Consider the following 24,676-nt stretch of genomic DNA (forward strand, 5'->3'; position numbering starts at 1 on the left):
TGCGCCGGAGCGGCTCCGGGGCCTTGCGCGGCGGGGACGGATGACCAGATCCGGACGCTACGACAGGGGAGCCGCGCGGGCATCTGCGTGTACGACGCCGGGGCGCCCCCTTGAGCGAGGGGACGCCCCGGCGTCGTGCACGTGCGGCAAACGGGCTGTCAGCCCATGAACTTCTTGAACTCGTCCGGCAGCTCGAAGTCCTGGCCGCCCTGCTGCGGCAGCCCGAGGGCGCCCCCGCTCTGCGCGGCGGCGGCGCGGCGGGCGGCCTCCTCCTGCTCCTGCTGCTTGCGCTTCATCGGGTTGCCGGAGCGCTGCTTGCCCTTGGCCTTCTTCTGCTGCTTCTTCTGCCGGCCGGGCCCGCCCCCCATGCCGGGCATCCCCGGCATACCGGGCATGCCGCCGCCCTGGGCCATGCGGGACATCATCTTGCGGGCCTCGAAGAACCGCTCGACCAGGTTCTTCACCGCGCTGACCTCGACACCGGAGCCCTTGGCGATACGTGCGCGGCGCGAGCCGTTGATGAGCGTGGGCTCCTGGCGCTCGGCCGGGGTCATCGACTTGATGATGGCGGCCGTGCGGTCGACGTCGCGCTCGTCGAGGTTGTTGATCTGGTCCTTCATCTGGCCCATGCCCGGCAGCATGCCGAGCAGCTTGGAGATGGAGCCCATCTTGCGGACCTGCTCCATCTGGGCCAGGAAGTCGTCCAGGGTGAAGTCCTGGCCCTTCTTGGACGCCAGCTTCGAGGCCATCGCCTCGGCTTCTTCCTGGCTGAACGTCTTCTCCGCCTGCTCGATCAGGGTGAGCAGGTCACCCATGTCGAGGATGCGGGAGGCCATCCGGTCCGGGTGGAAGGCGTCGAAGTCCTCGAGCTTCTCGCCGTTGGACGCGAACATGATCGGCTTGCCGGTCACCGAGGCGATCGACAGGGCCGCACCACCACGGGCGTCGCCGTCGAGCTTGGACAGCACCACGCCGTCGAAGCCGACGCCGTCGCGGAAGGCCTCGGCGGTGTTGACGGCGTCCTGGCCGATCATCGCGTCGACGACGAAGAGGATCTCGTCCGGCAAGACGGCGTCGCGGATGTCCGCGGCCTGCCGCATCAGCTCCTGGTCGATGCCCAGGCGGCCGGCGGTGTCGACGATGACCAGGTCGTGGACCTTGGCCTTGGCGAACTCGATGGAGTCCTCGGCCACCTTGACCGGGTCGCCGACGCCGTTGCCCGGCTCCGGCGCGTAGACCGCGACGCCGGCGCGCTCGGCGACGACGCTCAGCTGGTTGACGGCGTTGGGGCGCTGGAGGTCGCAGGCCACGAGCAGCGGAGAGTGGCCCTGCTCCTTGAGCCAGCGGCCCAGCTTGCCCGCGAGGGTGGTCTTACCGGCACCCTGCAGACCGGCCAGCATGATCACGGTCGGCGGCTGCTTGGCGAAGCGCAGGCGGCGGGTCTCACCGCCGAGGATGCCGACCAGTTCCTCGTTGACGATCTTGAGGACCTGCTGGGCGGGGTTGAGCGCCTTGGAGACCTCGGCGCCCAGGGAGCGTTCCTTGACGCGCTTGATGAACGCGCGCACGACGGGCAGGGCCACGTCGGCCTCGAGGAGCGCGATGCGGATCTCGCGGGCCGTGGCGTCGATGTCCGCCTCGGACAACCTGCCCTTGCCGCGGAGATTTTTGAAAGTCGCGCTAAGGCGGTCGGAGAGGGTATCGAACACGGTGGCGTCGGTCCTCGGAGTCGGGGGCGGTCTGAGCGTCTTCCAGGGTATCTGCCTCGGCAGGACATTCGTCCCCGCCCGCCGCATTCCGCGGGCGGATCCCGTCAGGACCGGCCCCGCAGCGCCTCCTCCAGTGTCCGCGCCACGTTCCCCGCCTCCTCCCCCGGCAGCCGCGCGCCCTGCGGGCCGGTGACGTAGAAGGCGTCCACCGCGTTCGCCCCCAGGGTCGACACGTGCGCGCTGCGGACCCGCACGCCCGCCGCCTCCAGCGCGCGCCCGATCCGGAACAGCAGGCCCGGCGCGTCCTGGGCGCGGACCTCGATCACCGTGGCAAGGCGGGACGCGGTCGGGGCGACGGCCACCCGGGGCGGGGGCGGCTCCACGCCCCGGCGCCGGGGATGGGCGGCGTCCCGCTCGGCGAGCCGCCCGGCGATGTCCAGGGTGCCGTCCAGGGCCCTGACCAGGTCGGCGCGGAGCCGGGCGACCTGGGGCAGGGAGCCGTACTGGGCGGCGACCCGCCAGTCGAGGAGCAGGACGGAGCCGTCGACGCCGTCCGGCAGCGGGAGGGAGCGCAGCTCGGCGGCGCGCACGGTCAGCCGGTGCATGGCCAGGACCCCGGCCACCGCCGGGAGCACACCCGCCTGGTCGGGTACGGCGATCAGCAGTTCCACGCCGAGCGGCTCGGGTCCGGTGACCGCCGCGGGGCCGGCCGACGGATGATCGCCCGGCGCGGGATCGGCCGGTGGCTGCGTCTGGGCGCGCAGCGCCAGTACGGGACCGCCCGTGCGGAAGGCCTCGACGGCGAGCCGCTCCTGCTCCGCGGTGGGCGTGGCCGCCGCGGGTTCGGCCTCCGGGTCGCCGGCCAGCACTCCCGCGACCCGTTTCACCAGGTCGGCGACGAGGGAGGCGCGCCAGGACGACCAGGCGGCCGGCCCGGTGGCCAGCGCGTCCGCCTCGGTCAGGGCGTGCAGCAGCTCCAGCGTGTGCTCCGAGCCGACCGCCCCCGCGACCGCGCGCACGGTGGCCGGGTCGTCGAGGTCGCGCCGGGTGGCGGTCTCCACGAGCAGGAGGTGGTGGCGCACGAGGGTGGCGAGTACGGCCGCGTCGGCACGGTCGAAGCCGATGCGGGCGGCGACGTCCCGGGCGATGGTCTCACCGGCCACGGAGTGGTCGCCGGGCCAGCCCTTGCCGATGTCGTGCAGCAGTGCGGCGACCAGGAGCAGGTCGGGGCGGTGCACACGGCGGGTGAATCCGGCGGCGCGGACGGCGGTCTCGATCAGGTGCCGGTCGACGGTCCACAGGTGCACGGCGTTGCGCTGCGGGCGGCAGCGGACCCGCTCCCAGTCGGGCAACAGCCGGGTGACCAGGCCCTCGGCCTCCAGCGCCTCCCAGACCGGCACCGTGGGCCGACCCGAACCCAGCAGGGTCACCAGTTGCTCACGGGCCTCGGCGGGCCAGGGCGTGGGCAGGGGGCGCGCGGTGACCGCAAGGCGCCGTACGGCGTGCAGGGAGAGCGGGAGCCCGGCCTGTGCGGCGGCGGCCGCGGCGCGCAGCGGGAGTACGGGATCACGTTCGGGGCGCGCGGTACGGGCGAGCACCACCTCGCCGTCCTGCTCCACGACGCCCTCGGCGAGCGGTGATCGATCCGCGGCCGGTTTCCCGCCGTTCATCATGGCGCGCAGCCGCGGCCGCACGGAGCGCGAGCGCAGCACGCGGCCCACCTCGCGCCAGGTGACGTCACCGGCATAGGAGATGACGCGGGCCGCCTCGTACACCTGCCGCAGCAGCGCGTCGGCGTCCAGCAGACCCAGCTCGGCCGCCACCTGGTCCTGTTCCTGCAGCGCCAGCCGGTCGGTCGCCCGGCCGGTCGTCAGGTGAAGCGCGTCGCGTACGTCGAGCAGTCGGCGCCGGGCGTCGGCGAGGCCCTCGCGCGGGGCGTCGGCGAGCCAGGAGGCGGCGACGGCACGCAGCGCGGTGGCGTCGCGCAGGCCGCCCCTGGCCTCCTTGAGATCGGGCTCCAGCAGGTACTGGAGTTCGCCCTGGCGTTCGGCGCGCCCGGCGCACAGATCGCGGAGTTCCGGGAGGCGCTTGGGGGCCTGGTTGCGCCAGTCGGCGAGGACGGCGGTGCGCAGGGCGGCGGTCAGGCCGAGGTCTCCGGCCAGGTGGCGGGCGTCCAGGAGACCGAGCTGGACCTTCAGGTCGTCGCCCGCGGTCTTCCGGGCCTGTTGGGGGGTGCGTACGGAGTGGTCGAGGGCGAGGCCGAGGTCCCAGACCGGGTACCAGAGGCGGTCGGCGAGGGCGGCGACCGCCTTGTCGTCACGGCCGTCGTGCAGCAGGAGGAGGTCCAGGTCGCTGCGCGGGGACAGCTCGCCGCGTCCGTAGCCGCCGACCGCGACGAGCGACACACCCGCGTGTCCCTCGGTGCCCGCGCCGAAGAGGCCCGCCAGCCAGTCGTCCGTCAGTTCGGCCAGCGCCCTACGGCGCGGCGGCCCGGACCGCGCCCCCTCGGTGAGGAGGCGCAGCCGGGCCGCCGCGTAGCCGCCGGGTCCCGAGTCCTCTGCTTCTCGCGTCACGTCCGTACTCGTCACCCGGCGACTCCTGTTCCGTTCCCGTGCCTCAGAACTGCCTCAGAGCGCGTCCGGACCGCGCTCACCGGTCCGGACCCGCACGGCCGTGTCGACGGGGACCGACCACACCTTGCCGTCACCGATCTTGCCGGTGCGGGCCGCCTTGATCACTACGTCGATCAGCTGCTCGGCGTCGTCGTCCTCGACCAGGACCTCGATACGGATCTTGGGGACCAGGTCGACGGTGTACTCGGCACCCCGGTAGACCTCGGTGTGTCCGCGCTGGCGGCCGTAGCCGCTGGCCTCGGTGACGGTCAGGCCGTGGACCCCGAAGGCCTGGAGGGCCTCCTTGATCTCGTCGAGCCGGTGCGGCTTGACGACGGCGGTGATGAGCTTCATGCGTCCACCTTCTTGCTCGGGGCCGACCCGGCCACGGAGGCGGCCGGCGTGGCGGTCGTGCGGGCGGCACCGCCGCCGGCGCCGCTGAAGTCGTATGCGGTCTCGGCGTGCTCGGCCTGGTCGATGCCGGCCACCTCGACGTCCTCCGGTACCCGCATGCCGATCGTCTTGTCCAGCAGGAGGGCGAGGACCGCGGAGACGACCAGGGAATAGGCGAGGATGCCGAAGACACCGGCGCACTGCTTCCAGAACTGGTCGAGGCCGCCGCCGTAGAAGAGGCCCTGGACGTCGGACTGGCCCTTGCCGCTGGCGAAGAGGCCGACGAGCAGCGAGCCGAGGATTCCGCCGACCATGTGCACGCCCACGACGTCGAGCGAGTCGTCGTAGCCGAACCGGTACTTCAGGCCGACGGCCATCGCGCAGACCACACCGGCGACGAGGCCGACGGCGATCGCGCCCAGCGGGGAGACCGCGCCACCGGCCGGGGTGATGGCCACCAGGCCGGAGACGGCGCCGGAGGCCGCGCCCAGGGTGGTGAAGGCACCGTGCCGGATCTTCTCGTAGGCGAGCCAGCCGAGGACGGCGGCACCGGTGGCGACCTGGGTGTTGACGAACATCAGCGCGCCGACGCCGTCGTCGTTGCCGAGCCACGAGCCGGCGTTGAAGCCGAACCAGCCGAACCACAGCAGGCCCGCGCCGAGCATGACCAGCGGCAGGCTGTGCGGGCGCATCGGGTCCTTCTTGAAGCCGACCCGTTTGCCGATGACCAGGATCACGCCGAGCGCCGCGGCACCGGCGTTGATGTGCACGGCCGTACCGCCCGCGAAGTCGATCACGCCCAGCTCGAAGGCCCAGCCTCCGGTGCCCCAGACCCAGTGGGCCACGGGGAAGTAGACGATCGTCACCCACAGGGCGATGAACAGCGCCCAGGCCGTGAACTTCACGCGGTCCGCGAGGGCACCGCTGATCAGGGCGGGGGTGAGGACGGCGAACATGAGCTGGAAGACCAGGAAGACGAAGACGGGGATGGTGTAGCCGTCCCACAGCTCGGTCAGGCCGATGTCGCTGAGCCCGACCCAGTCGGAGTTCCAGCCGACGAGGCTGCCGGAGTCGGTGCCGAACGCCATGGAGAAGCCGTAGAGCACCCACAGGACGGTGACGATGCCGAGGCTGATGAAGCTCATCATCAGCATGTTCAGGGTGCTTTTGACGCGGACCATGCCTCCGTAGAAGAAGGCCAGGGCCGGCGTCATGAGCATCACCAGGGCGGAGCAGATGAGCATGAAGCCTGTGTTGGCGGCAGAGAGCTGCGTCTCCGCGGCAAGCGTGATGGCTGGAGCCATCGGCGTCTCCTCGTCGTTGGTACGGCCCCGTGCGGGCGAAGCCTGTGCGGGCGTGAGGGGTGGGCCGGTTATGCGCCATGAGATTGGCGCAGCGCGGTTTCGGTGGACGCCCCCCGTTGTTTCGCCGCCGTGACGAAGGCGCCGTGCGTGTTACGCGTCGGTGAACTGCCGGGTGCGGGACCGGGCGGCCGTGTCGTGGTGCGAGGGCCCGGCCGGAACACGAGCCGGCCGCGGCGGGCCTCCGAATGACCTGGCATGGGGGAGCCGAGTCGGGCAGTTCGGGAGGGCCGGCCGCGGCCGGGGCTGGTGGGGGTCAGACCGCTTCGGCGGTCTCCGGCAGTTCGACGGCGAGCCGTTCGGTGAGGTCGACGACCTCGCCGAGGTCGCCGAAATCGCGTACGGCCGTGTCGACGGTTTTGCGGATGCGGGTGTTGACGCGTTCGGAGCGGACCTTCTTGGCGATCCCCATGGCCTCGACGACCAGGACGGTGCTCTCCTCGGCCTCGCGGCGCAGCAGGTGCACGGTGGCCATGCCGATCAGGTTCAGCGCGTAGGAGCGCTGGTGCTCGTCGTCCTTGGCGAACAGCTCCACGGCCCGGCGCATCAGGGGGTCGGCGAGGGAGGCGTAGGCGGGGCTGCGGCCGGCCACGTAGGCGAGGTCGCGGAAGGAGTGGCTGTTCTCCCCGTACAGCTCGGCCTCGGAGAAGAAGCGGATCCAGTCGGGGTCGGGCTCGTCCCACTCGTCGGCCTCGGCGAAGGTGTCCTCGGCCATGCGCACCGCCCGTTTGCAGCGGCCGGGCTGTCCCATGTTGGCGTAGGCGCGGGCCTCCATCGCGTACAGCATCGACTGGGTGCGGGGGCCGGCGCAGTCCCGGCTGCCGTACTGCGCGAGGTGGATCAGCTCCAGGGCGTCGTCGGGCCGGCCGAGATGGATCATCTGACGGCTCATGCTGGAGAGGATGTACGAGCCGAGCGGCCGGTCCCCGGCCTCCTTGGCGGCGTGCAGGGCGAGTACGAAGTACTTCTGCGCGGTGGGCTGGAGCCCCACGTCGTACGACATCCAGCCGGCCAGCTCGGCCAGCTCGGCGGCGACCTTGAAGAGCTTGGCGCGGGTCGTCTCGGTCTGGGGCTCCTGGAGCAGGTCGGTCACCTCGTGCAGCTGGCCGACCACCGCCTTGCGGCGCAGACCGCCGCCGCACTGTGCGTCCCAGCGGCGGAACATCACGGCCGTGGACTCCAGCAGGTCCAGCTCCGGCCTGGAGAGGCGGCCACGCGCGCGCGTGGTGGGCGCCGCGGGCTCCCGTGTGGTCGGCGAGGTGGCGGGGGGCGCGGGGACGAGCCAGCGCTGCATGGGCTCGATGAGGGACGGGCCCGCGGAGAGGGCCAGCGAGCTCCCGAGGAAGCCGCGCCGCGCCAGCATCAGGTCGCTGCGCGAGAACTCGCTGAGCAGGGCCACGGTCTGCGGGCCCGTCCAGGGGAGGTCGACGCCGGTCGCGGAGGGCGTCGGGCGGGTGGAGCGCAGGCCCAGGTCCTCGACGGACACGACGACGCCGAAGCGCTCGGAGAACAGCTCGGACAGGATCCGCGGGATCGGCTCGCGCGGGTTCTCGCCGTCGAGCCAGCGGCGCACCCGCGAGGTGTCGGTGGAGATGTGGCTGGCACCCAACTGGCGGGCCCGGCGGTTGACCTGGCGTGCCAGCTCGCCCTTGGACCAGCCGCTGCGGGCGAACCAGGAGGTGAGCAGCTCGTTCGAGCGCTTGTCAGCGTGCGACGCGCTCCCCGCGCTCGTACCGCTTCCGCCGTTGCCGCTCACTGGAACGCCCCCATCCCTGAGACCACCTGTCGCCGAGTGCGCCAAGCCCTATCAGAATGCCCGTGGTTACGGCCTTCCGTCCGGTGGTTGCCACCCTTCGAACGGAGGGCCGGGTTGCCTCCGGCATACCCACAAGTGCATGTGCCCCAAGGCTCCATGCACACAAAGTAGTCCTACGATCACGCGTCCAGCCATGGCGATTGCGGAATCGCCACCATTCGCCACCCCTTCGAATGAACTCGCGGTGGCCGGTACGCGATTCACTTGACACAGGCCCACCGGAAGCCGGTGCAACGGTGCACTCGGGGGCGCACGTCGTCGAGCGCACCACCCGGGGCACTTCCGGGCGCTGTCTGAACGGCGCCGGAGTGGGGAGTTGGAGACGGAGAGTCACGTTTCACGTCCGCTGCGTAACCGCCGCTGCGTCGGACCCGTTGGAGGGGGCATGGGCTTCACGATCGGCATCGGCAGCAGTCGGGGCACGCGCGAGATCCGGTCCGGCGCGCGCCGCCGCGGCCGCGCCTCGGAGTGCACCGTCGTGGCCGAGTGCACCGGGCTGTGGGGCTGGGACGTGGTGCCGGGCGCCCGGGCCGCCGCGGGTGCCTGCTCGTGCGGCCTGCCCGACTGTCCGGCGCCGGGCGCGCACCCCCTGGACTTCGCGCCCGAGGTTCCCGCCGGGGCGACGCTGGACGAGGCGGGCGAGGCCTGGGCCCAGTTCCCCGGGGCCGCGGTGATGCTGACGGTCGGCCGGACCTTCGACGTGATCGAGGTGGCCGAGCCCGCCGGGCTGCGGGCGCTGGCCCGGCTGGAACGCATGGGCCTCCCGCTCGGTCCGGTCGCGGCGACCCCGCAGGGCCGCGCCCACTTCTTCGTCGCGCCGGGCGCCGCGGCCGAACTGCCGGGGCTGCTCTACCGCATGGGCTGGGACGACCCGTCCGCCCTCGACCTGCACGGCCTCGGCCCCGGTACGTACGTCACGGCCCCGCCCTCCGACCGTGGTGGCCGTGGCCCGGTGCGCTGGCTGCGCCCCCCGGCCCTCGACTCGGCCACGAAGCCACCGGCGGCCCGACTGCTGCTGGGGACACTGGCGTACCTGGCCCACCGCTCACGGGCTTAGGCCGGCGCGACCACCGGCACGCCTGCACGCCGCAGGGCCGGGCTCCGGCCCTGCGGCCAGGAGCGTCGGCTCGTTCCCGTCCGCACCCCTCCGCGCTTCACGCGGCCGGACAGCGTCGCACGCACGCGGCACACGCACCCGTCGGACACCGGCAGGCGCCATCACCGGGTTTCCCGGGCCCGCACGCGCGGCCTCCGGGCCGCGGGTGCGCGCCGGGGAGCGGCAGGCGGCACGCCGGGCACCGGCGGCCGTCACCCGCGTCCGCCGCCACCACCCTCCGCACGCCACCGCACCGCCGCACACCACCACCGCACCAGCGCACCAGCACCCCACCCGCACATCCCGCACCCGGCTCGTGCTCAGGACCTGCCCGGCACCGGCAGGCTGCCAGACGGCCCCGGCGGCCCCAGACAGCCACGGCGGCCCCGGCGGGCAGCACGGCACGGCGAAGCGCCCGTCCCCCGGTCGGGGAGGCGGGCGCTTCGCCGTGCGCGCGTGCCGCGGTGCGCACGGCACCGGGAGGCGGCGTCACTCGCCGATGAGGGCATCCACGAAGGCCTCCGGTTCGAACGGTGCCAGGTCGTCCGCACCCTCGCCGAGTCCGATCAGCTTGACCGGCACACCCAGCTCGCGCTGCACGGCGACCACGATGCCGCCCTTGGCCGTGCCGTCCAGTTTGGTGAGCACGATGCCGCTGACGTCGACGACCTCGGCGAAGACCCGGGCCTGGATCAGCCCGTTCTGGCCGGTCGTGGCGTCGAGCACGAGCAGCACCTCGTCCAGCGGCGCGTGCTTCTCCACCACGCGCTTGACCTTGCCCAGCTCGTCCATGAGGCCGGTCTTGGTGTGCAGGCGGCCGGCCGTGTCGATGAGCACGACGTCGGAGCCCATCTCCTTGCCCTCCTTGACCGCGTCGAACGCGACGGAGGCCGGGTCGCCGCCCTCGGGCCCGCGCACGGTGTGCGCGCCGACCCGCTCGCCCCAGGTCTGCAGCTGGTCGGCGGCGGCGGCGCGGAAGGTGTCGGCGGCGCCGAGGACGACGCTGCGGCCGTCGGCCACCAGGACGCGGGCGAGCTTGCCGGTGGTGGTGGTCTTGCCGGTGCCGTTGACCCCGACGACCATCACGATGCCGGGCTTGCTCGCGGCGGGCTCGGTCTTGACCTCGCGGTCCATGTCGGGGCCGACCAGGGCGATCAGCTCCTCGCGCAGCAGGGTGCGCAGTTCCTCGGGCGTGCGGGTGCCGAGTACCTTCACCCGCTCGCGGAGCCGCTCGACCAGCTCCTGGGTGGGCAGCACGCCGACGTCGGCGGTGAGCAGCGTGTCCTCGATCTCCTCCCAGGTGTCCTCGTCGAGGTGCTCCCGCGACAGCAGGGTCAGCAGGCCCTTGCCGAGGGCGTTCTGCGAGCGGGAGAGGCGGGCACGGAGCCGGACCAGTCGGCCGGCGGTGGGCTCGGGAACCTCGATCCGCGGGATCTCGAGCTCTTCGACGACGGGCGGCTCCTCGACGGTGGCGGGAGCGGTGCCGCCGTCCGGGAGGTCGACCTCCTCTATCGTCCGGCGCGTTTCGTCGCGCGGCGTCTCGGCCTCGTCGCCGACGTGCGGCTCGGCCGGAGGGGCGGTGATGTCGGGCGTGGCGGGTGGCGGCGGAGGCAGCTGCTTCTTGCGGCGGGACCCCACGACCAGCCCGCCGAGCGCGCCGATCACGACCACGGCGATGACTACAGCAAGGATGACGATTTCCATAACGGGTCCAGTATGCGTGACCCCCGGCGCGGCCCCTCGCTGTCGACCCTGTGTGGTTTCCTCCGAAGGACAAAGGCCCCCGGAAGGAACGAGTCGGAGCAAAGTACGATGGAGGATGCCGCATCAACGCGCGTAGAGTCCCGAACGCCCCCTCTTCCCCACGATCGAGGCACGGACCCCCCACATGAGCAAGACCGCCGAGAACGAAGGCGCCCTGGAAACCCGCGGCATCGAGCAGGTGCCCGACCACGAGCGCACTGCCAGGACCCGCGAGCTGTTCCCGACCTGGGTCGGCGCCAACATCAGCGTGCTGCTGCTCACGATGGGCGCGAGCCTCGTCGTGGCGTACCGGCTCAACTTCTGGCAGGCCCTGGTCGTCGCCGGCGCCGCGCCCGTCGTGTCGTACGGGCTGGTCGGGCTGATCGGCATCGCCGGGAAACGCGGCGGCGCCCCCGGTATGGCGCTGTCGCGTGCCGTGTTCGGCCAGCGGGGCAACCTGCTGCCGGGTTCGCTGATCTGGGTCGCCCGCTGGGGCTGGGAGACGATCAACGCGGTGACCGGCGCCTACGCCGTGCTCACCGTGCTGGACATCGTGTTCGGCATCCGCGCCAACAGTGTGCTGGACCTGGTGACGCTGCTGGCCTTCGTGGTGGCGACGTTCGCGATCTCCGGACTCGGCATCAACGCCGTACAGAAGTGCAACAGGTACGCGGCGTACCTCTTCGGCGCCTTCTCGGTGCTGGTGCTCGGCTACCTGGTCGTCGACACCGACTGGTCCGCGGTGTTCGACCGGTCCGCCGGTTCGGTGGCCGCGATGATCACCGGCGTGGGTCTGATCGCGGCCGGTGGCGTCAGCTGGATCCCGTCCGCGCCGGACTTCACCCGGTACCTGCCGCGCACGGCCTCCTCGAAGGGCATCGTGGGTGTCACGGTCGGCGGTGCCGGCATCGTCGTCCTGCCGATGGTGCTGATGGGCGCGGTCATGGCGGTCTCCACCCCGGACCTGGCCTCGGCCGCCGACCCGGTCTCCTTCCTGGGCGAGATCCTGCCGACCTGGATCGCGGTGCCGTACCTGCTGGTCGCGCTGGTCGGCATGCTGCTGATCAACTCGATGTCGATGTACTCGGCCGGTTTCACCGCGCAGACCCTGGGCTTCAAGGTCCCGCGGCACTGGGCGGTCTCGGTGAACGCCGTGATCTCGCTGGTCTTCGGCGGCGTGCTGATGCTGGTGGCGACCAGCTTCATGGGGTCCTTCATCGCCTTCCTTTCGCTGCTCGCGGTCGCCTTCTCCGCCTGGGTCGGCGTGTTCGGCGCGGACATGCTGCGCCGCCGGGAGTACGACGGCGAGGCCCTGGCCGACACCGGCCGCACCAGCGCCTACTGGTACCGCGGCGGCTTCTCCCCCGCCGCCGTCGTCGCCTGGGCGGTGGGCCTGACCGCCGGTCTGATGTTCACCACGTCCGACTGGTTCACCGGCCCCCTCGCGGGCAACAACGTGATCGGCGAGTACGGCCTCGGCTGGGTGGCCACGGTGGTGATCTCCGGCCTGCTGTACGTCGTACTGCCGAAGCCGCCGGTGGTCGTCCCGGTGGTACCCGCGGACCGGACCGCGCGGCCCGAGACCGTGAGCGTCTGACGCGCCTGCGCACGAGCGGCCCGGCGTCCGCCCTTGTGCCGGCGGCCGACCGGGCCGTCCCGGCCACCACCCCGGTGTCACGACGCCCCTACGGCACCGCCGCCCCGCCCGGAGAGTGACCGGGCGGGGCGGCGGACGGTACGGGGAGAGGGGCAGCGGGGACTTGGCCTCCCTCCCCGGGCTCGGGGCGGGCGGGTCAGCCCATCTCCTCCAGCGCCTTGCCCTTCGTCTCCTTCACGAACTTGAGGACGAAGGGGATGGAGAGCGCGGCGAAGACCGTGTAGATCACGTAGGTGAGGGAGAGGTTCCAGTCGGCCAGCGACGGGAAGCTCGCGGTGATGGCCCAGTTGGCGATCCACTGCGCGGAGGCGGCCACGCCCAGGGCGGCGGCGCGGATCCGGTTGGGGAACATCTCGCCGAGGAAGACCCAGACGACCACACCCCACGACAGGGCGAAGAACAAGACGAAGACGTGGGCGGCGACCAGGGCGACCCAGCCCTGGGTGGCCGGGAGTTTGCCGTCGACGAGGTCGAAGGAGAAGGCCCAGGCCTCCAGTCCCAGACCGATCACCATGCCGACCGAGCCGATGAGGGCGAGCGGCTTGCGGCCGACGCGGTCCACGAAGATCATCGCGATCACGGTGCCGATGATGTTGATGATCGACGTCGTGAACGAGTAGAAGAACGACTGGGTCGGGTCGACGCCGACCGACTGCCACAGCGTCGCGGAGTAGTAGAACGCGACGTTGATGCCGACGAACTGCTGGAAGACCGACAGGCCGATACCGATCCAGACGATCGGCTTGAAGAAGAAGCTGCCGCCGAGCAGGTCCTTGAAGGAGGACCTCTCCTCGCGGTGCATGGCGTGCTCGATCTCGGCGACGCGGGCGTCGAAGTCGACGTCCTTGCCCTCGACCTCTTCGAGGATCTCCTTGGCGCGTTCGCGCTTGCCGACGGAGATCAGGAAGCGGGGGGACTCCGGGATGGCGAAGGACAGCAGGCCGTAGAGGACGGCCGGGACCACCATGACGCCGAGCATGACCTGCCAGGCCTCCAGGCCCATCAGCTCACCGCGCTGGTCGCCGCCTGCGGCGTTCAGCAGACCCCAGTTGACCAGCTGCGACACGGCGATGCCGATGACGATCGCGGCCTGCTGGAAGGAGCCGAGCCGGCCGCGGTAGGCGGGCGGGGAGACCTCGGCGATGTAGGCGGGGCCGATCACCGAGGCCATGCCGATGGCGAAGCCGCCGATGACGCGCCACATGGCGAGGTCCCACAGCGCGAAGGGCAGTGCGGACCCGACGGCGCTGACGGTGAAGAGGACGGCCGCGATCTGCATGCAGCGGATCCGGCCGATGCGGTCGGCGATACGGCCGGCGGTCGCGGCGCCGATGGCGCAGCCGATCAGGGCGACGGCGATGACCTGGGCCAGCACCGCGGAGCCGACGTCGTAGCGGTCCCGGATGGCCTCGACCGCGCCGTTGATCACGGAACTGTCGTAACCGAACAGGAAACCGCCCATCGCGGCCGCCGCCGCGATGAAGATGACGTGCCCGAGATGATCGGGGTGAGCCGTCCTGGCTCCTGGACTGGGCGCCTGCGATGTGCTGGCCACGTGTACTCCTCGGGCTACCGGCAACGCTGCCGGGGCGGTTCACCCTTCTAGGCACCACTGAAGGAACCTGAAGGTAAAAGCAACGTTGCAGAGAATATGCCTTCAAGTTCCGAAGTCAATAGCGCCGGAGCTATGAGTTCCGAGACACTGATCGGCACCTGACGATGAAAAGTGTTCAAGAGTTGAAGCTAGCGTGTTGGGTATGCCCGGACCTAGCGCAGCCGCTGACTGATGACCTTCGACACCCCGTCACCCTGCATGGACACGCCGTAGAGCGCGTCGGCGACCTCCATCGTGCGCTTCTGGTGCGTGATGACGATCAGCTGCGAGGCCTCCTGCAGCTCCTGCATGATCCGGATCAGCCGCTGCAGGTTGGTGTCGTCGAGCGCCGCCTCGACCTCGTCCATCACGTAGAACGGACTCGGCCGGGCCTTGAAGATCGACACCAGCATCGCCACCGCGGTCAGCGAGCGTTCCCCGCCGGAGAGCAGCGACAGCCGCTTGACCTTCTTGCCCGGGGGCCGGGCCTCGACATCCACGCCCGTGGTGAGCATGTTGCCGGGGTCGGTCAGGATCAGCCGCCCCTCGCCGCCCGGGAACAGCCGGCCGAAGACGCCCTCGAACTCCCGGGCCGTGTCCCGGAAGGCCTCGGTGAAGACCTGCTCGACGCGTTCGTCGACCTCCTTGACGACCTGGAGCAGGTCGGCTCGGGTCTTCTTCAGGTCCTCCAGCTGCTCGCTGAGGAACTGGTGCCGTTCCTCCAGCGCCGCGAACTCCTCCAGCGCCAGCGGGTTGACCTTGCCGAGCTGCTGGTAGGCGCGTTCGGCGGACCTCAGCCGTTTCTCCTGCTCGGAGCGGACGAAGGGCCGGGGAAGGTTGCGCGGGTGCTCGGGGTCCTCGGGGAGCTCCTCGCCCTCGGCGGGGGGCGAGGGCGGCACCGGTTGATGGGGGCCGTACTCGGCCGCGAGCCCCGCCGGTTCCACACCGAGTTCCTCCAGCGCCTTGGTCTCCAGCTGCTCGATGCGCAGCCGCTGCTCGGCGCCGAGTACCTCGCCCCGGTGAACTGAATCCGTCAACTTGTCGAGCTCCGCCTTGAGATCGCGCCCGGCGGCGCGCGCGGCGGTCAGTTCCTGTTCGCGCCGGGCCTTGGCCGCCTCGGCCAGGGTGCGCTCCTCGTCCGCGCGGGTCAGCGAGACGTCGACGTGGGCGAGCAGCTGCCTGGCCCCGGCTGCGACCGCCTCGGCGACGGCCGCCTCGTGCCGCAGCCTGGCCCGTCGCTGTTCGGCACGCGCGCGTGCCTCGCGTTCGGCGCGGGCGGCCCGGTCCAGGGAGTCGGCCCGCCCGGCGAGCCCCTTGACCCGCTCCTCGTGGGTGCGGACCTGGAGACGGGCCTCCATCTCGGTCTGGCGGGCGTTGGCGCCGTCGGCGGCGAGCCGGTCGCGTGCCGAGGTGTCGGGTTCCTCCTCGGCCGGCATCTCCTCGGCGGCGGTCAGGCGTTCGGCCAGCTCCTCGGCCTCCGTCAGCGCCTGGTCGAGCGCCTCCTGCGCCCGGGCCGCCGCGGCGGCGGACCGTTCCGCCTCTCCGGCGGCGCCCCGCGCCTGTCCCGCGAGCCGGCCCAGCTGCTGGGCGACGGACGACTTCTCCCGGTCGGCGGCGCGGCGCCGCTCCCCCAGCTCCTCGACGAGCGCCGCGCACTCGCGGCGCCGTGCGACGGCCGCGTCCTGCGCCCCGGCCAGTTCCTCGCACCGCACGCCCAGCTCCTCCAGCTCGGCGGCGGCCCGGTCGACGGACGCCTGCACCTCGAGGAGGCTGGGAGCCCCGGCGGATCCGCCCTGCGCGAAGTGGGCGCCCAGCAGGTCCCCCTCGGCGGTGACGGCGGTCAGCCCGGGGCGGGCGTGGACGAGGTCCTCGGCGTCCTCCAGGGTGGCGACGACGACGATCCCGCGCAGCAGCCGCCGTACGGCGGGCATCAGGTCCGCGGGCCCGCGGACGAGGTCGGCGGCGTACGGCGGTCCGCCGTCGCGCGTGTCGTGCGGTACCTCGTCGGGGGCACCGGCGAGCAGCAGGGCGGCCCGGCCGGAGTCCTGCTTGCGCAGCAGGCGGAGGGCGTCGGCGGCGGCCGCGGGGGAGGTCACCGCGAGGGCGTCGGCGGCGGCGCCGAAGGCGGTGGCCAGGGCCGCCTCGTGGCCCGGTGTCACGGTGAGGAGCCCGGCGGCCGGTCCGAGCAGGCCGGTGAGCCGGTCCTCGGCTGCGAGCAGTGCGCCGGTGCCGTCCTTGCGGCGCAGTCCGAGCGCGAGCACCTCGTGGCGGGCCTGCGTGGCCGCGCGTTCGCGTTCCGCCGCGGTGGCCGCCTCGCGGGCCGCGCCGAGGGCGGCCTCGGCTTCGGCCAGCCGGTGCTTGGCCGCCTCGTGCCGCTCGGCGAGTTCCAGGTCGTCGGCGTCGAGTCCGTCCACCTCGGCCTTGAGCGCCTCGTACTCCTCCTGGGCGGCGGCGGCCCGCTCCCTGGACTCGTCCCGGGCCTCGGCCAGCCGTTCGATCTCGGCCTGGGCGGAGACGGCGCGGGAGCGGGCGGCGCCGGCCTGGCCGTTGAGCCGGGCCAGGCCCTCACGGCGGTCGGCGATGGCCCGTGCGGCGTCCTTGAGACGGCGCTCCTCCATGGCCAGTTCGCGTTCGAGGTCGGCGCGGTGGGCGACCGTGTCCTCCAGGGCGTGCTCGGCCGCCTCCAGCGCCGCTTCGAGTCCGGCCTCCTGCTCGCGGACGCGGGCGGCCTCGCGCTCCAGTTCCTCCGGGTCGCGGCCCCGGCGCTCCTCGAGCGGCGCGGAGGTGGCGCTCTTCACCCGGGCGTCGGCCAGCGAGACGGTGCCGCGCACCCGTTCGGCGAGCTGGGAGAGCTCGTACCAGGTCTGCTGGGCCCGCTGGAGGCGCGGGGTGAGCCGGCGCACCTCGTCCTCCAGGTCCGCCTCGCGGCGCAGCGCCCGGCTCAGCTCCCGCTCGGCGGTCTCCTTGCGTTCCTTGAGCGCGGCCTCGTCGGCGATCTCGGCCTGGAGCGCCTCGCGCATGCGTACGAGGTCGTCGGCGAGGAGCCGGAGCCGGGCGTCCCGGAGGTCTGCCTGGATGACGGCGGCCCTTCGGGCCACCGCCGCCTGCCGGCCGAGCGGCTTGAGCCGGCGCCGCAACTCGTCGGTGAGATCCTGCACGCGCGCGAGGTTGGCCTGCATCGCGTCCAGCTTCCTGAGCGCCTTCTCCTTGCGCTTGCGGTGCTTGAGGACGCCGGCGGCCTCCTCGACGAAGGCGCGGCGGCCCATCGGGTCGGCGTGCAGGACGGAGTCGAGCTGGCCCTGTCCGACGATGACGTGCATCTCGCGGCCGATGCCGGAGTCGGAGAGGAGTTCCTGGATGTCCAGGAGGCGGCAGGTGTCGCCGTTGATCTGGTACTCGCTGCCGCCGTTGCGGAACATGATCCGCGTGATGGTGACCTCGGCGTACTCGATGGGCAGTGCCCCGTCGGAGTTGTCGATGGTCAGCGACACCTCGGCCCGGCCGAGCGGCGGGCGGCCGGTGGTGCCGGCGAAGATGACGTCCTCCATCTTGCCGCCGCGCAGTGACTTGGCGCCCTGTTCGCCCATGACCCAGCTGAGCGCGTCGACGACGTTGGACTTGCCCGAGCCGTTCGGGCCTACGACACAGGTGATGCCCGGCTCGAACCGGAGCGTGGTCGCCGAGGCGAACGACTTGAACCCGCGCAGGGTCAGGGCCTTCAGGTGCACGCCGTCGGACTCTACCTTTCGGGTGTGCCTCACTCGACGAACCGGTGGACCCCCGCGGTTTCACGGGTGAACGCGCAGGGCACATCAGACGTTGAAGAGGGTGAAAGGTTGCGCGGGGCTGGGACGGGACGGGCCGACGGGCCGGACGCCTTGACGCCTCAGGCGTAGAGGCCGGTCGAGGCGGGGAGCTAAGAAAGAAGGGACGCCGAAGCGTCCCTTGCAGACTCTGACACCTGAGCGGTTGTACGGACGGGCCCGACCACTGCGGTGCCGTAGTGGAGCGATGCAGTGATCAGGTGAGCGCAGGCTCCGCCTGGTGTGCGTCAACGCTCTCCATGCTCTCCATGATCCTGTCGTGAGAAGCGGCAGCCGCCAGCGCGTCGTTCTCAGCCTGGATTCGTCCGAGCTCGGATTCCAGGTCCTGGACGCGCTGCTGGAGCCGTCGCATCTCGGCGAGGAGTCGAGGGTCGGAGCCGCCGACGTAACCGAGAAGCGCCTTTGCCATGATGGATGGTCCTCCACAATGCGTGACCGACCGATGCGGTGTGGGTCGTGAGGGAATCGCACCCGCGGTGCTTGGCACTATGTAGTTTTTCTGCCGTTCAACCATGCCAAACAGCTAAGGTGCGCGGGGCTTTCAGCGTCTCACCAAAAAGTTTGACGGTCAACACGATCACGCCCCGTATTGGCGGGTGCCCGGGGTACGCGGCCGGGAAACGGCGACGCTGCGACTCCTGCGGGACACCTGGGGGCGTGACGATCATTCTGCGTGCGGAGCCTGCCACGAGCGGCCGTCCTTGGCAACCACCTGCCCGTTTTCCCCCGGCCCTCGTGCGGGGAGGGGTGTCCGGGACGTCCGCGGCTGCGCGTGCGGCAGGGCGTCAGCGGATGGCGAAGCCGTCGTAGCCCCCGCGGGGTGTGTCCCAGATCTCGGTGACACCGTCCACGCGTCCGGGCGTGTCGTCACCGTGCAGCCAGTCGAGCAACCCCTCGCAGCGCTCGCGCGGGCCCTCCGCGACGACCTGGACGCGCCCGTCGCCCAAATTGAGAGCAAAACCACTCATCCCGCCGAGTTCCAGCGCCCTGGCCCGCGTGAACCAGCGGAATCCCACGCCCTGGACCTGTCCGCGCACCCAGGCGACCAGCCGTACATCCTCGCTCATGACTGCAACCTAACCAGTCAATGTCTCGCGGAACACTTCACCCCCCGGCGCCATGCGGTACCGTCCCGACCCAGTGAATCGCACTTGAAACTCACTCGATCGTGTGAGTTCCGTGTTGATCGTGAGCAAGTCGACCGCGAGGGCACGCCCAGCGCGAGGACGAGGACGAGGAAGGCCAGGACATGGGACGCCACCGACGCTCCGCCGCCGGCCGCGCCGCGCAGGGCCGTCAGACGGACGGTACGCCGACCGGACGGGGCCGCGATCCGCTGGCGTCCGACGCGGGCGAGGCCCCCACGATGGGGATCGCGCCCTATCTGAACCCCGAGGCGTACGCCGAGGCCCGCGCCAGGAGCGACGCCTACCTGTTCGCGGACGGCGGGGACGGCGAGAGTCCGCAGGCCGGGCGCACCGTCGCCTTCCCCAGTACCGGCTACACACCCGACGGCGGCCCGCACCCCGGTGGAGGGCGCCGCCGCCGGAGGAGGACCGCCGCTCCGGTACGCACCGGCCTGCTCGGTGTGTCCGCCGCGGTCGCCATCGGGACGGTGGCGGTGGCCACGGGCGCGGTGCCCGGCCTCGACAACTACCGGATCGGCGGCGGCAGCGGCGGCGGCGACCGGGTGCAGGCCCGGGACACCCCGGCGAACAGCCCGTCCCAGCAGGGCGGAACCTCGGGCAGCGCCGACACCGGCCGCGGTGACGACGCCGCCACGAGCCGCGGCGGCGACCGCTCCTCCTCGCCCTCCCGGTCCGCTCCCTCCGGGGACTCCTCGTCCTCCGGAGCCTCCTCGTCCGACGGCTCGCCGTCCTCCTCGCCGCCCCCGGCCTCCCCCTCCCCTTCGGCACCGGCCTCGAAGCCCGCCGCCCCGGCCGAGACACCGTCGAAGACCAAGAAGCCGAAGACGGCCCCGGGCACGACGCCCACGCCCTCGCGCCCGGTCGCCGAGGAACCCGCGGAGCCCAGTGCGCCCCCCGCGGTCTCGAAGGAGGCCGTCGCCCAGGCCCAGGTGCTCAAGCTGGTCAACGACGAACGGGCCACGGCGGGCTGCAGCCCGGTGGCCGCGAACAGCGCCCTGCGCGAACTGGCCGAGGACTTCAGCGAGGCCATGGCCACCCAGGGCTTCTTCGACCACACCGACCCCGGCGGCGCGACCCCCTGGGACCGGGCGGCGGCAGCGGGCATAACCGGCCTCGGGGGCGAGAACATAGCCCGCGGCCAGGCCGACGCCCAGGCCGTGATGGACGCCTGGATGAACAGCCCCGACCATCGGGCCAACATCCTGAACTGCGACTTCCAGACCCTGGGAGTCGGAGTCCACTTCGGCTCCGGCGGCCCCTGGTGGACACAGGACTTCGGCTACTGACCCTCCCCGGCGGCGCCGGCCCCCGCCCAGCGCAACCTGCGGCGCAGCGCTGCGCTCACGTACGCTGGACGCATGTCGACCACGCAGGAGCGCACGGCGGAGCAGGACCTGCCGTACGACGTGTTCTCCCGGGCCTGTCCCTCGCGCGGCACCCTGGAGCACGTCACGGGGCGCTGGGGCGCGCTGACGCTCGGTGCGCTGTACGAGGGTCCGTTCCGGTTCAACGAACTGCGGCGCCGTGTCGACGGCGTCAGCGAGAAGATGCTGGCCCAGACCCTGCACGCGCTGGAGCGGGACGGGCTGGTGCACCGCGAGGCCCAGCCCACCAACCCTCCTCGCGTGGACTACGAACTCACGGCGCTCGGCCGTGAGGTGGCCGGTCGGCTGATCGCGCTCATCCAGAGCCTGGAAGGGCGGATGGACGAGGTGCTGGCGTCGCGCGAGCGGTACGACGCGCAGCGGATGCCTACGGCGTGACCCGCGGCGCCCGCTGGCACTTGGGGCAGAAGTAGCTGGAGCGGTTCATCCACGGCCGGCGGCGCATCGGTGTGGCGCAGCGGCGGCAGGGCAGGCCCTCACGTCCGTAGGCGTCGAGCGAGCGGTCGAAGTAGCCGGACTCGCCGTTGACGTTGACGTACAGGCTGTCGAAGCTGGTGCCGCCCACGGCGAGGGCGGCGTTCATCACGTCCCGGACGTGGTCGAGGAGTTCGGTGGTGCGGGGGCGGGTGAGAGTCGCCGTGGGGCGTTCGTAGTGCAGGCGGGCGCGCCACAGGGCCTCGTCCGCGTAGATGTTGCCGACGCCGCTGATCAGGGACTGGTCGAGCAGGGCCCGCTTGACCGTGGTGCGCTTGCGGCGCAGCGCCAGGTGGAAGGCCTCGTCGTCGAAGAGCGGGTCGAGGGGGTCGCGGGCGATGTGCGCGATGACGTCCGGCAGTCCGTCCGGGGTGGTGTCGTGCAGGGAGAGGCCACCGAAGGTGCGCTGGTCGACGAAGCGGAGCTCGGTGCCGAGGGCGTCGGTGAAACGGACGCGGACGCGCAGATGCCTCTCGGCGGGTGCCTCGTGCGCCTGGACCAGCAGCTGGCCGCTCATGCCGAGGTGCGCGAGGACCGCCTGGCCGGTGTCCTCCAGGGGCAGCCACAGGTACTTGCCGCGGCGGCCGGGCGTGCCGACGCGGTGGCCCTTCAGCCGGTGGGCGAAGTCGTCGGGGCCGGCGACGTGCCGGCGCACCGCACGCGGGTGCAGCACCTCCGCGTCGGCGACGGTCCGGTGGGCGACCCAGCGCTCAAGGCCGCGCCGTACGACCTCCACCTCTGGCAACTCGGGCATGGCCTCCCCCTCGGGCGGACGGTGGACGACGAGCCGAACGCCCGCCCCTGGCCGGGGACGGGCGTTCGGGACACGCGGTGTATCGGGTGGAACAGGTGAATCGGGCGGTCAGGCGGAGGCCGACGGTACTTCCGCGGCTTCGGCGGCCGGCTGGGCCGCCGCCTCCTCGGCACGCTCGTCCGCCGCGGCCCGGATGGACCGCCACGCGGATTCCGCGGCCTGCTGCTCCGCCTCCTTCTTGCTGCGGCCGGTGCCGGTGCCGTACGAGACGCCTCCGACGCGGGCGGCAGCAGTGAAGGTCTTCTCGTGGTCCGGGCCGGTCTCCGTGACCAGGTACTCGGGGACGCCGAGCCCTTCGGTCGCGGTGAGTTCCTGGAGGCTGGTCTTCCAGTCCAGGCCGGCACCGAGGTTCGAGGACTTCTCGATCAGCGGGTCGAACAGGCGGTGCACCAGTTCGGAGGCCGCGTCGAGGCCCTGGTCGAGATAGACCGCGCCGATCACCGCTTCGAGGGTGTCGGCGAGAATGGACGCCTTGTCCCGGCCGCCCGTGCCCTCTTCACCGCGGCCGAGCCGGATGAAGGAGCCGAGTTCGAGCCCACGGCCCACCTCCGCCAGCGCACGCGAGTTGACCACCGCGGCCCGCAACTTGGCCAGCTGGCCTTCGGGCAGGTCGGGGTGGGTGCGGTACAGCGTGTCCGTGACGACGAGGCCGAGGACGGAGTCACCGAGGAACTCCAGCCGCTCGTTCGTCGGCAGACCGCCGTTCTCGTACGCGTAGGAACGGTGGGTCAGCGCGCGCACCAGAAGGGCGGACTCGAGCTGATAGCCGAGCCGCCCTTCCAGAAGCGTGTGGGACGAGGCCTGGGTGTCCGCCTTCTTCTTGGCGGGTGGGTCCGCCTTGGCGTCTTCCGCCTTCTTGGGGACTGACACAGTGCCTCTCACCAGCCGCTCAGACCTCGAGGACCTGGCGCTTGTTGTAAGTGCCGCAAGACGGGCACGCGATGTGCTGCTGCTTGGGCTCGTGGCAGCGCTCGCACGCAACCAGGGTGGGGACCGCAGCCTTCCACTGCGACCGGCGGTGGCGCGTGTTGCTGCGCGACATCTTCCGCTTCGGAACAGCCACGGCTACTTCTCCTGCTTCTCGTCGACGCCAGGTTCGGCGCCGCTCAACTCGTCCTTCTCGCCGTCTCCGAGTGAACCGGCGAGTCCCTGCAAAGCCGCCCAACGGATGTCGACGGCGTCGTGGTGGTGGTCCGGGTCGTCCGCCAGGCGTGCTCCGCACTCGGAGCACAGACCCGGGCAGTCTTCCCGGCACACCGGCTGCATCGGCAGTGCGAGCACCACCGCGTCGCGCAGCACGGTTTCGAGGCCGATCAGTCCGTCCTCGACGAAGAGCCTGTCCTCGTCTTCCTCGGCGTCGTCGGCCGGTTCCGCCACAGGGCGGCCCCGGTCGTCGGCGTCAGGGTACGAGAACATCTCCTGGAAGTCCGCTTCGAGCTGCTGCTCAAGCGGCTCCAGACACCTTACGCACTCCCCCTCGGCCCTGGCACGGGCGGTGCCCGTGACGAGCACCCCTTCCATGACCGACTCGAGCCGGAGATCGAGTTCCACCGGGGCGCCTTCCGGCACTCCGATGACTCCCTGGACACCGAAGTCCTTGGGAGCGTCGACCGTGCGGGTCAGGCGCTGGAGCGCACCGGGCCGCCGTCCCAGCTCGTGTGTGTCGAACACGAGTGGGTCGCGGTGGTCGAGGCGCGCGTTCAGAACCATTCCTGCTTTCGGTCTTCGTGGGCTTGAGGGTGCCGCCCTTCGGTGTTCCCGGGCAGCGCCGATCGCGGACGTACACGCGACCGAAGAGCCAGGATACTGGACCATTGGCTCTCGGCCCAATCCGGGCCGGGACGGCCGGCCCGGCCCGGACGGGTGGGCGGGGCTCAGAGGCCGCGGCCCTGTTCGTACGCCCGCAGCTGCTCGGCGCTGATCATGCCGGTGTCGAAGAGGCTGGTCTCGTCGAGCGCCTGCGGCTGGGCCTGCGGCGGTTGCTGCGGCTGCTGGGGCTGGGCGTAGCCCTGCTGTCCGTCGTAGGTCTGCTGCTGGGTGTCGTACTGGTATGCGTACGGGTCGGCGCCCTGCTGCTGGTAGCCGTACGGGTCCTGCTGGCCGCCGTAGGTCTGCTGGTAGGCCGCGTACGGATCGGGCTGCTGCTGGGCGTAGCCGTACGCCGGTTCCTGGGCCGGCGTCTCCGGCACGGCCTGCGCCGCCGCGGGCTGCTGCTCGCCGTACTGGGGCTGCCGGGGCCGCTCGTCGGAGGCAGAGGCGGGGGCGGGGGCGCCGGAGTGGCCCGCGAGGCCCGCGAGGTAGTCGGCGTCGCTGGAGTGCTGGACGGTGGTCATGTCGTCCGCGAGGACGCCGAGGTCGTCGGTGGCGATCCGGCCGTGCAGCTTCTGGCGGCCCCGGCCGACCGCGTCCAGGGTCTTGGCCAGCACCGCCTCGAAGGCGCCGAGCTTGGTGTCGACGTAGCTGTCGGCGTCGCGGCGCAGGGTCTCCGGGTCGTGGCTGCGCTCGGGGGCGTCCTCGTCCTCGTAGCCGTTCTCGTCGAGGCCGGGTCCGGTGCCGAGCAGCTTCTCGCGGCCGCGGCCGACGGAGCCGAGGGTCTTGGTGAGGACGACCTCGAAGTTGGCGAGCTTGGAGTCGACGTAGTCGTCGGCCTCGGCTCGCACCTCCTCGGCCTCCTGGCGGGCCTCGGCGAGGATCCGGTCGGCCTCGGCCTGGGAACGGCGGGCGACCTCGGTGCCGGAGATCAGCGACCCGCGTTCGGCGTGCGCGCTCTCGATGATCCGGTCGGCCTCCTGGCGGGCCTGCGCGACCATCTGCTCGCGGTCGCCGATCAGCTCCTGGGCCCGGGCGAGGGAACCGGGCAGCTCGGCGCGCAGCTCTTCCAGCAGCGAGAGCAGGTCGGCGCGGTTGACCACGCACGAGGCCGACATGGGCATGGCGCGGGCGCCGGAGACCATCGCGGTGATCTCGTCGAGCTTGTTCTGCACGTCCACCGTGTGCTCGCCACTCTCTACAGCTGTGTTGGAGACGGACGGGACGACTGTACGACCCTG

Annotated in this window: 19 protein-coding genes; 4 read left to right on the top strand and 15 right to left on the bottom strand. The window is 72.0% G+C overall.

Going from position 1 to position 24,676, the window contains the following annotated elements:
* Positions 1 to 158 precede the first annotated feature (158 nt).
* From ffh to ACGFYH_RS14215, 5 genes are all read right to left on the bottom strand, one after another.
* A complete protein-coding gene (gene ffh, locus ACGFYH_RS14195; protein WP_393803407.1) occupies positions 159 to 1,709 on the bottom strand; it encodes a signal recognition particle protein in 1,551 nt (516 codons plus the stop codon).
* A 104-nt stretch (positions 1,710 to 1,813) separates the two neighbouring features.
* A complete protein-coding gene (locus ACGFYH_RS14200; protein ID WP_393803408.1) occupies positions 1,814 to 4,297 on the bottom strand; it encodes a [protein-PII] uridylyltransferase in 2,484 nt (827 codons plus the stop codon).
* A gap of 39 nt (positions 4,298 to 4,336) precedes the next feature.
* On the bottom strand, positions 4,337 to 4,675 hold the full coding sequence (locus ACGFYH_RS14205; RefSeq protein ID WP_393803409.1) for a P-II family nitrogen regulator: 339 nt from the start codon (positions 4,673 to 4,675) through the stop codon (positions 4,337 to 4,339).
* Positions 4,672 to 6,018 (bottom strand): ammonium transporter, encoded by a 1,347-nt coding sequence (locus ACGFYH_RS14210; protein WP_393803410.1) that lies wholly within the window; start codon positions 6,016 to 6,018, stop codon positions 4,672 to 4,674. The genes ACGFYH_RS14205 and ACGFYH_RS14210 overlap by 4 nt, the downstream gene beginning before the upstream one ends.
* Positions 6,019 to 6,331: 313 nt before the next feature.
* The gene (locus tag ACGFYH_RS14215) at positions 6,332 to 7,831 is read right to left on the bottom strand and encodes a hypothetical protein (RefSeq protein ID WP_393803411.1); all 1,500 of its coding nucleotides are present in this window, start codon (positions 7,829 to 7,831) and stop codon (positions 6,332 to 6,334) included.
* Between the two features lie 445 nt (positions 7,832 to 8,276).
* Between ACGFYH_RS14215 and ACGFYH_RS14220 the strand changes: the two genes are divergently transcribed.
* Positions 8,277 to 8,948, top strand: coding sequence for a bifunctional DNA primase/polymerase (locus ACGFYH_RS14220; RefSeq protein ID WP_393803412.1), 672 nt, complete (start codon positions 8,277 to 8,279; stop codon positions 8,946 to 8,948).
* 528 nt (positions 8,949 to 9,476) lie between these two features.
* On the opposite strand, the gene ftsY is transcribed toward ACGFYH_RS14220, so the two are convergent.
* Complete coding sequence (ftsY, locus tag ACGFYH_RS14225) at positions 9,477 to 10,691, bottom strand: signal recognition particle-docking protein FtsY (RefSeq protein ID WP_393803413.1); 1,215 nt, start codon at positions 10,689 to 10,691, stop codon at positions 9,477 to 9,479.
* Positions 10,692 to 10,875: 184 nt separating this feature from the next.
* Between ftsY and ACGFYH_RS14230 the strand changes: the two genes are divergently transcribed.
* Complete coding sequence (locus ACGFYH_RS14230) at positions 10,876 to 12,327, top strand: cytosine permease (protein ID WP_393803414.1); 1,452 nt, start codon at positions 10,876 to 10,878, stop codon at positions 12,325 to 12,327.
* 196 nt (positions 12,328 to 12,523) lie between these two features.
* On the opposite strand, the gene ACGFYH_RS14235 is transcribed toward ACGFYH_RS14230, so the two are convergent.
* From ACGFYH_RS14235 to ACGFYH_RS14250, 4 genes are all read right to left on the bottom strand, one after another.
* A complete protein-coding gene (locus tag ACGFYH_RS14235) occupies positions 12,524 to 13,942 on the bottom strand; it encodes a sugar porter family MFS transporter (protein WP_393803415.1) in 1,419 nt (472 codons plus the stop codon).
* Positions 13,943 to 14,154: 212 nt separating this feature from the next.
* Positions 14,155 to 17,709 (bottom strand): chromosome segregation protein SMC, encoded by a 3,555-nt coding sequence (gene smc, locus ACGFYH_RS14240; protein WP_393803416.1) that lies wholly within the window; start codon positions 17,707 to 17,709, stop codon positions 14,155 to 14,157.
* A 292-nt stretch (positions 17,710 to 18,001) separates the two neighbouring features.
* On the bottom strand, positions 18,002 to 18,214 hold the full coding sequence (locus ACGFYH_RS14245; RefSeq protein ID WP_003973418.1) for a hypothetical protein: 213 nt from the start codon (positions 18,212 to 18,214) through the stop codon (positions 18,002 to 18,004).
* A 376-nt stretch (positions 18,215 to 18,590) separates the two neighbouring features.
* The gene (locus ACGFYH_RS14250) at positions 18,591 to 18,872 is read right to left on the bottom strand and encodes an acylphosphatase (protein ID WP_393803417.1); all 282 of its coding nucleotides are present in this window, start codon (positions 18,870 to 18,872) and stop codon (positions 18,591 to 18,593) included.
* Positions 18,873 to 19,054: 182 nt separating this feature from the next.
* On the opposite strand from ACGFYH_RS14250, the gene ACGFYH_RS14255 reads away from it, so the two are divergent.
* Together ACGFYH_RS14255 and ACGFYH_RS14260 are read left to right on the top strand one after the other, a co-directional pair.
* The gene (locus ACGFYH_RS14255) at positions 19,055 to 20,239 is read left to right on the top strand and encodes a CAP domain-containing protein (protein ID WP_393803418.1); all 1,185 of its coding nucleotides are present in this window, start codon (positions 19,055 to 19,057) and stop codon (positions 20,237 to 20,239) included.
* 72 nt (positions 20,240 to 20,311) lie between these two features.
* Entirely contained in the window at positions 20,312 to 20,716 is a 405-nt protein-coding gene (locus tag ACGFYH_RS14260) for a winged helix-turn-helix transcriptional regulator (RefSeq protein WP_393803419.1), read from the top strand.
* Here the strand turns inward: ACGFYH_RS14260 and mutM are convergent.
* The 5 genes from mutM to ACGFYH_RS14285 all read right to left on the bottom strand — a co-directional run bounded on the left by mutM (position 20,706) and on the right by ACGFYH_RS14285 (position 24,616).
* On the bottom strand, positions 20,706 to 21,566 hold the full coding sequence (gene mutM / locus ACGFYH_RS14265) for a bifunctional DNA-formamidopyrimidine glycosylase/DNA-(apurinic or apyrimidinic site) lyase (RefSeq protein WP_393803420.1): 861 nt from the start codon (positions 21,564 to 21,566) through the stop codon (positions 20,706 to 20,708). The two genes, ACGFYH_RS14260 and mutM, sit on opposite strands and share 11 nt — an antisense overlap.
* 108 nt (positions 21,567 to 21,674) lie before the next feature.
* The gene (rnc, locus tag ACGFYH_RS14270) at positions 21,675 to 22,508 is read right to left on the bottom strand and encodes a ribonuclease III (protein ID WP_393803421.1); all 834 of its coding nucleotides are present in this window, start codon (positions 22,506 to 22,508) and stop codon (positions 21,675 to 21,677) included.
* A 7-nt stretch (positions 22,509 to 22,515) separates the two neighbouring features.
* Positions 22,516 to 22,689: a 50S ribosomal protein L32 gene (rpmF, locus tag ACGFYH_RS14275; protein ID WP_003951102.1), complete on the bottom strand. Its 174-nt coding sequence runs from the start codon at positions 22,687 to 22,689 to the stop codon at positions 22,516 to 22,518.
* Positions 22,690 to 22,691: 2 nt separating this feature from the next.
* On the bottom strand, positions 22,692 to 23,336 hold the full coding sequence (locus tag ACGFYH_RS14280; RefSeq protein WP_393803422.1) for a YceD family protein: 645 nt from the start codon (positions 23,334 to 23,336) through the stop codon (positions 22,692 to 22,694).
* A 164-nt stretch (positions 23,337 to 23,500) separates the two neighbouring features.
* Entirely contained in the window at positions 23,501 to 24,616 is a 1,116-nt protein-coding gene (locus ACGFYH_RS14285) for a cell division initiation protein (protein ID WP_393803423.1), read from the bottom strand.
* Between the last annotated feature and the right edge of the window lie 60 nt (positions 24,617 to 24,676).

The sequence above is a fragment of the Streptomyces sp. NPDC048392 genome (assembly GCF_043200575.1).
Taxonomy (GTDB): domain Bacteria; phylum Actinomycetota; class Actinomycetes; order Streptomycetales; family Streptomycetaceae; genus Streptomyces.

What these genes read in the sequence shown, in the direction of transcription:
- ACGFYH_RS14205 (WP_393803409.1), bottom strand. Translation starts at nt 4,675, where the DNA reads ATGAAGCTCATCACCGCCGTCGTCAAGCCGCACCGGCTCGACGAGATC.
- mutM (WP_393803420.1), bottom strand. Translation starts at nt 21,566, where the DNA reads ATGCCCGAGTTGCCAGAGGTGGAGGTCGTACGGCGCGGCCTTGAGCGC.
- ftsY (WP_393803413.1), bottom strand. Translation starts at nt 10,691, where the DNA reads ATGGAAATCGTCATCCTTGCTGTAGTCATCGCCGTGGTCGTGATCGGC.
- ACGFYH_RS14250 (WP_393803417.1), bottom strand. Translation starts at nt 18,872, where the DNA reads ATGAGCGAGGATGTACGGCTGGTCGCCTGGGTGCGCGGACAGGTCCAG.
- ACGFYH_RS14230 (WP_393803414.1), top strand. Translation starts at nt 10,876, where the DNA reads ATGAGCAAGACCGCCGAGAACGAAGGCGCCCTGGAAACCCGCGGCATC.
- ACGFYH_RS14255 (WP_393803418.1), top strand. Translation starts at nt 19,055, where the DNA reads ATGGGACGCCACCGACGCTCCGCCGCCGGCCGCGCCGCGCAGGGCCGT.
- ACGFYH_RS14220 (WP_393803412.1), top strand. Translation starts at nt 8,277, where the DNA reads ATGGGCTTCACGATCGGCATCGGCAGCAGTCGGGGCACGCGCGAGATC.
- ACGFYH_RS14280 (WP_393803422.1), bottom strand. Translation starts at nt 23,336, where the DNA reads ATGGTTCTGAACGCGCGCCTCGACCACCGCGACCCACTCGTGTTCGAC.
- ACGFYH_RS14245 (WP_003973418.1), bottom strand. Translation starts at nt 18,214, where the DNA reads ATGGCAAAGGCGCTTCTCGGTTACGTCGGCGGCTCCGACCCTCGACTC.
- ACGFYH_RS14260 (WP_393803419.1), top strand. Translation starts at nt 20,312, where the DNA reads ATGTCGACCACGCAGGAGCGCACGGCGGAGCAGGACCTGCCGTACGAC.
- ACGFYH_RS14210 (WP_393803410.1), bottom strand. Translation starts at nt 6,018, where the DNA reads ATGGCTCCAGCCATCACGCTTGCCGCGGAGACGCAGCTCTCTGCCGCC.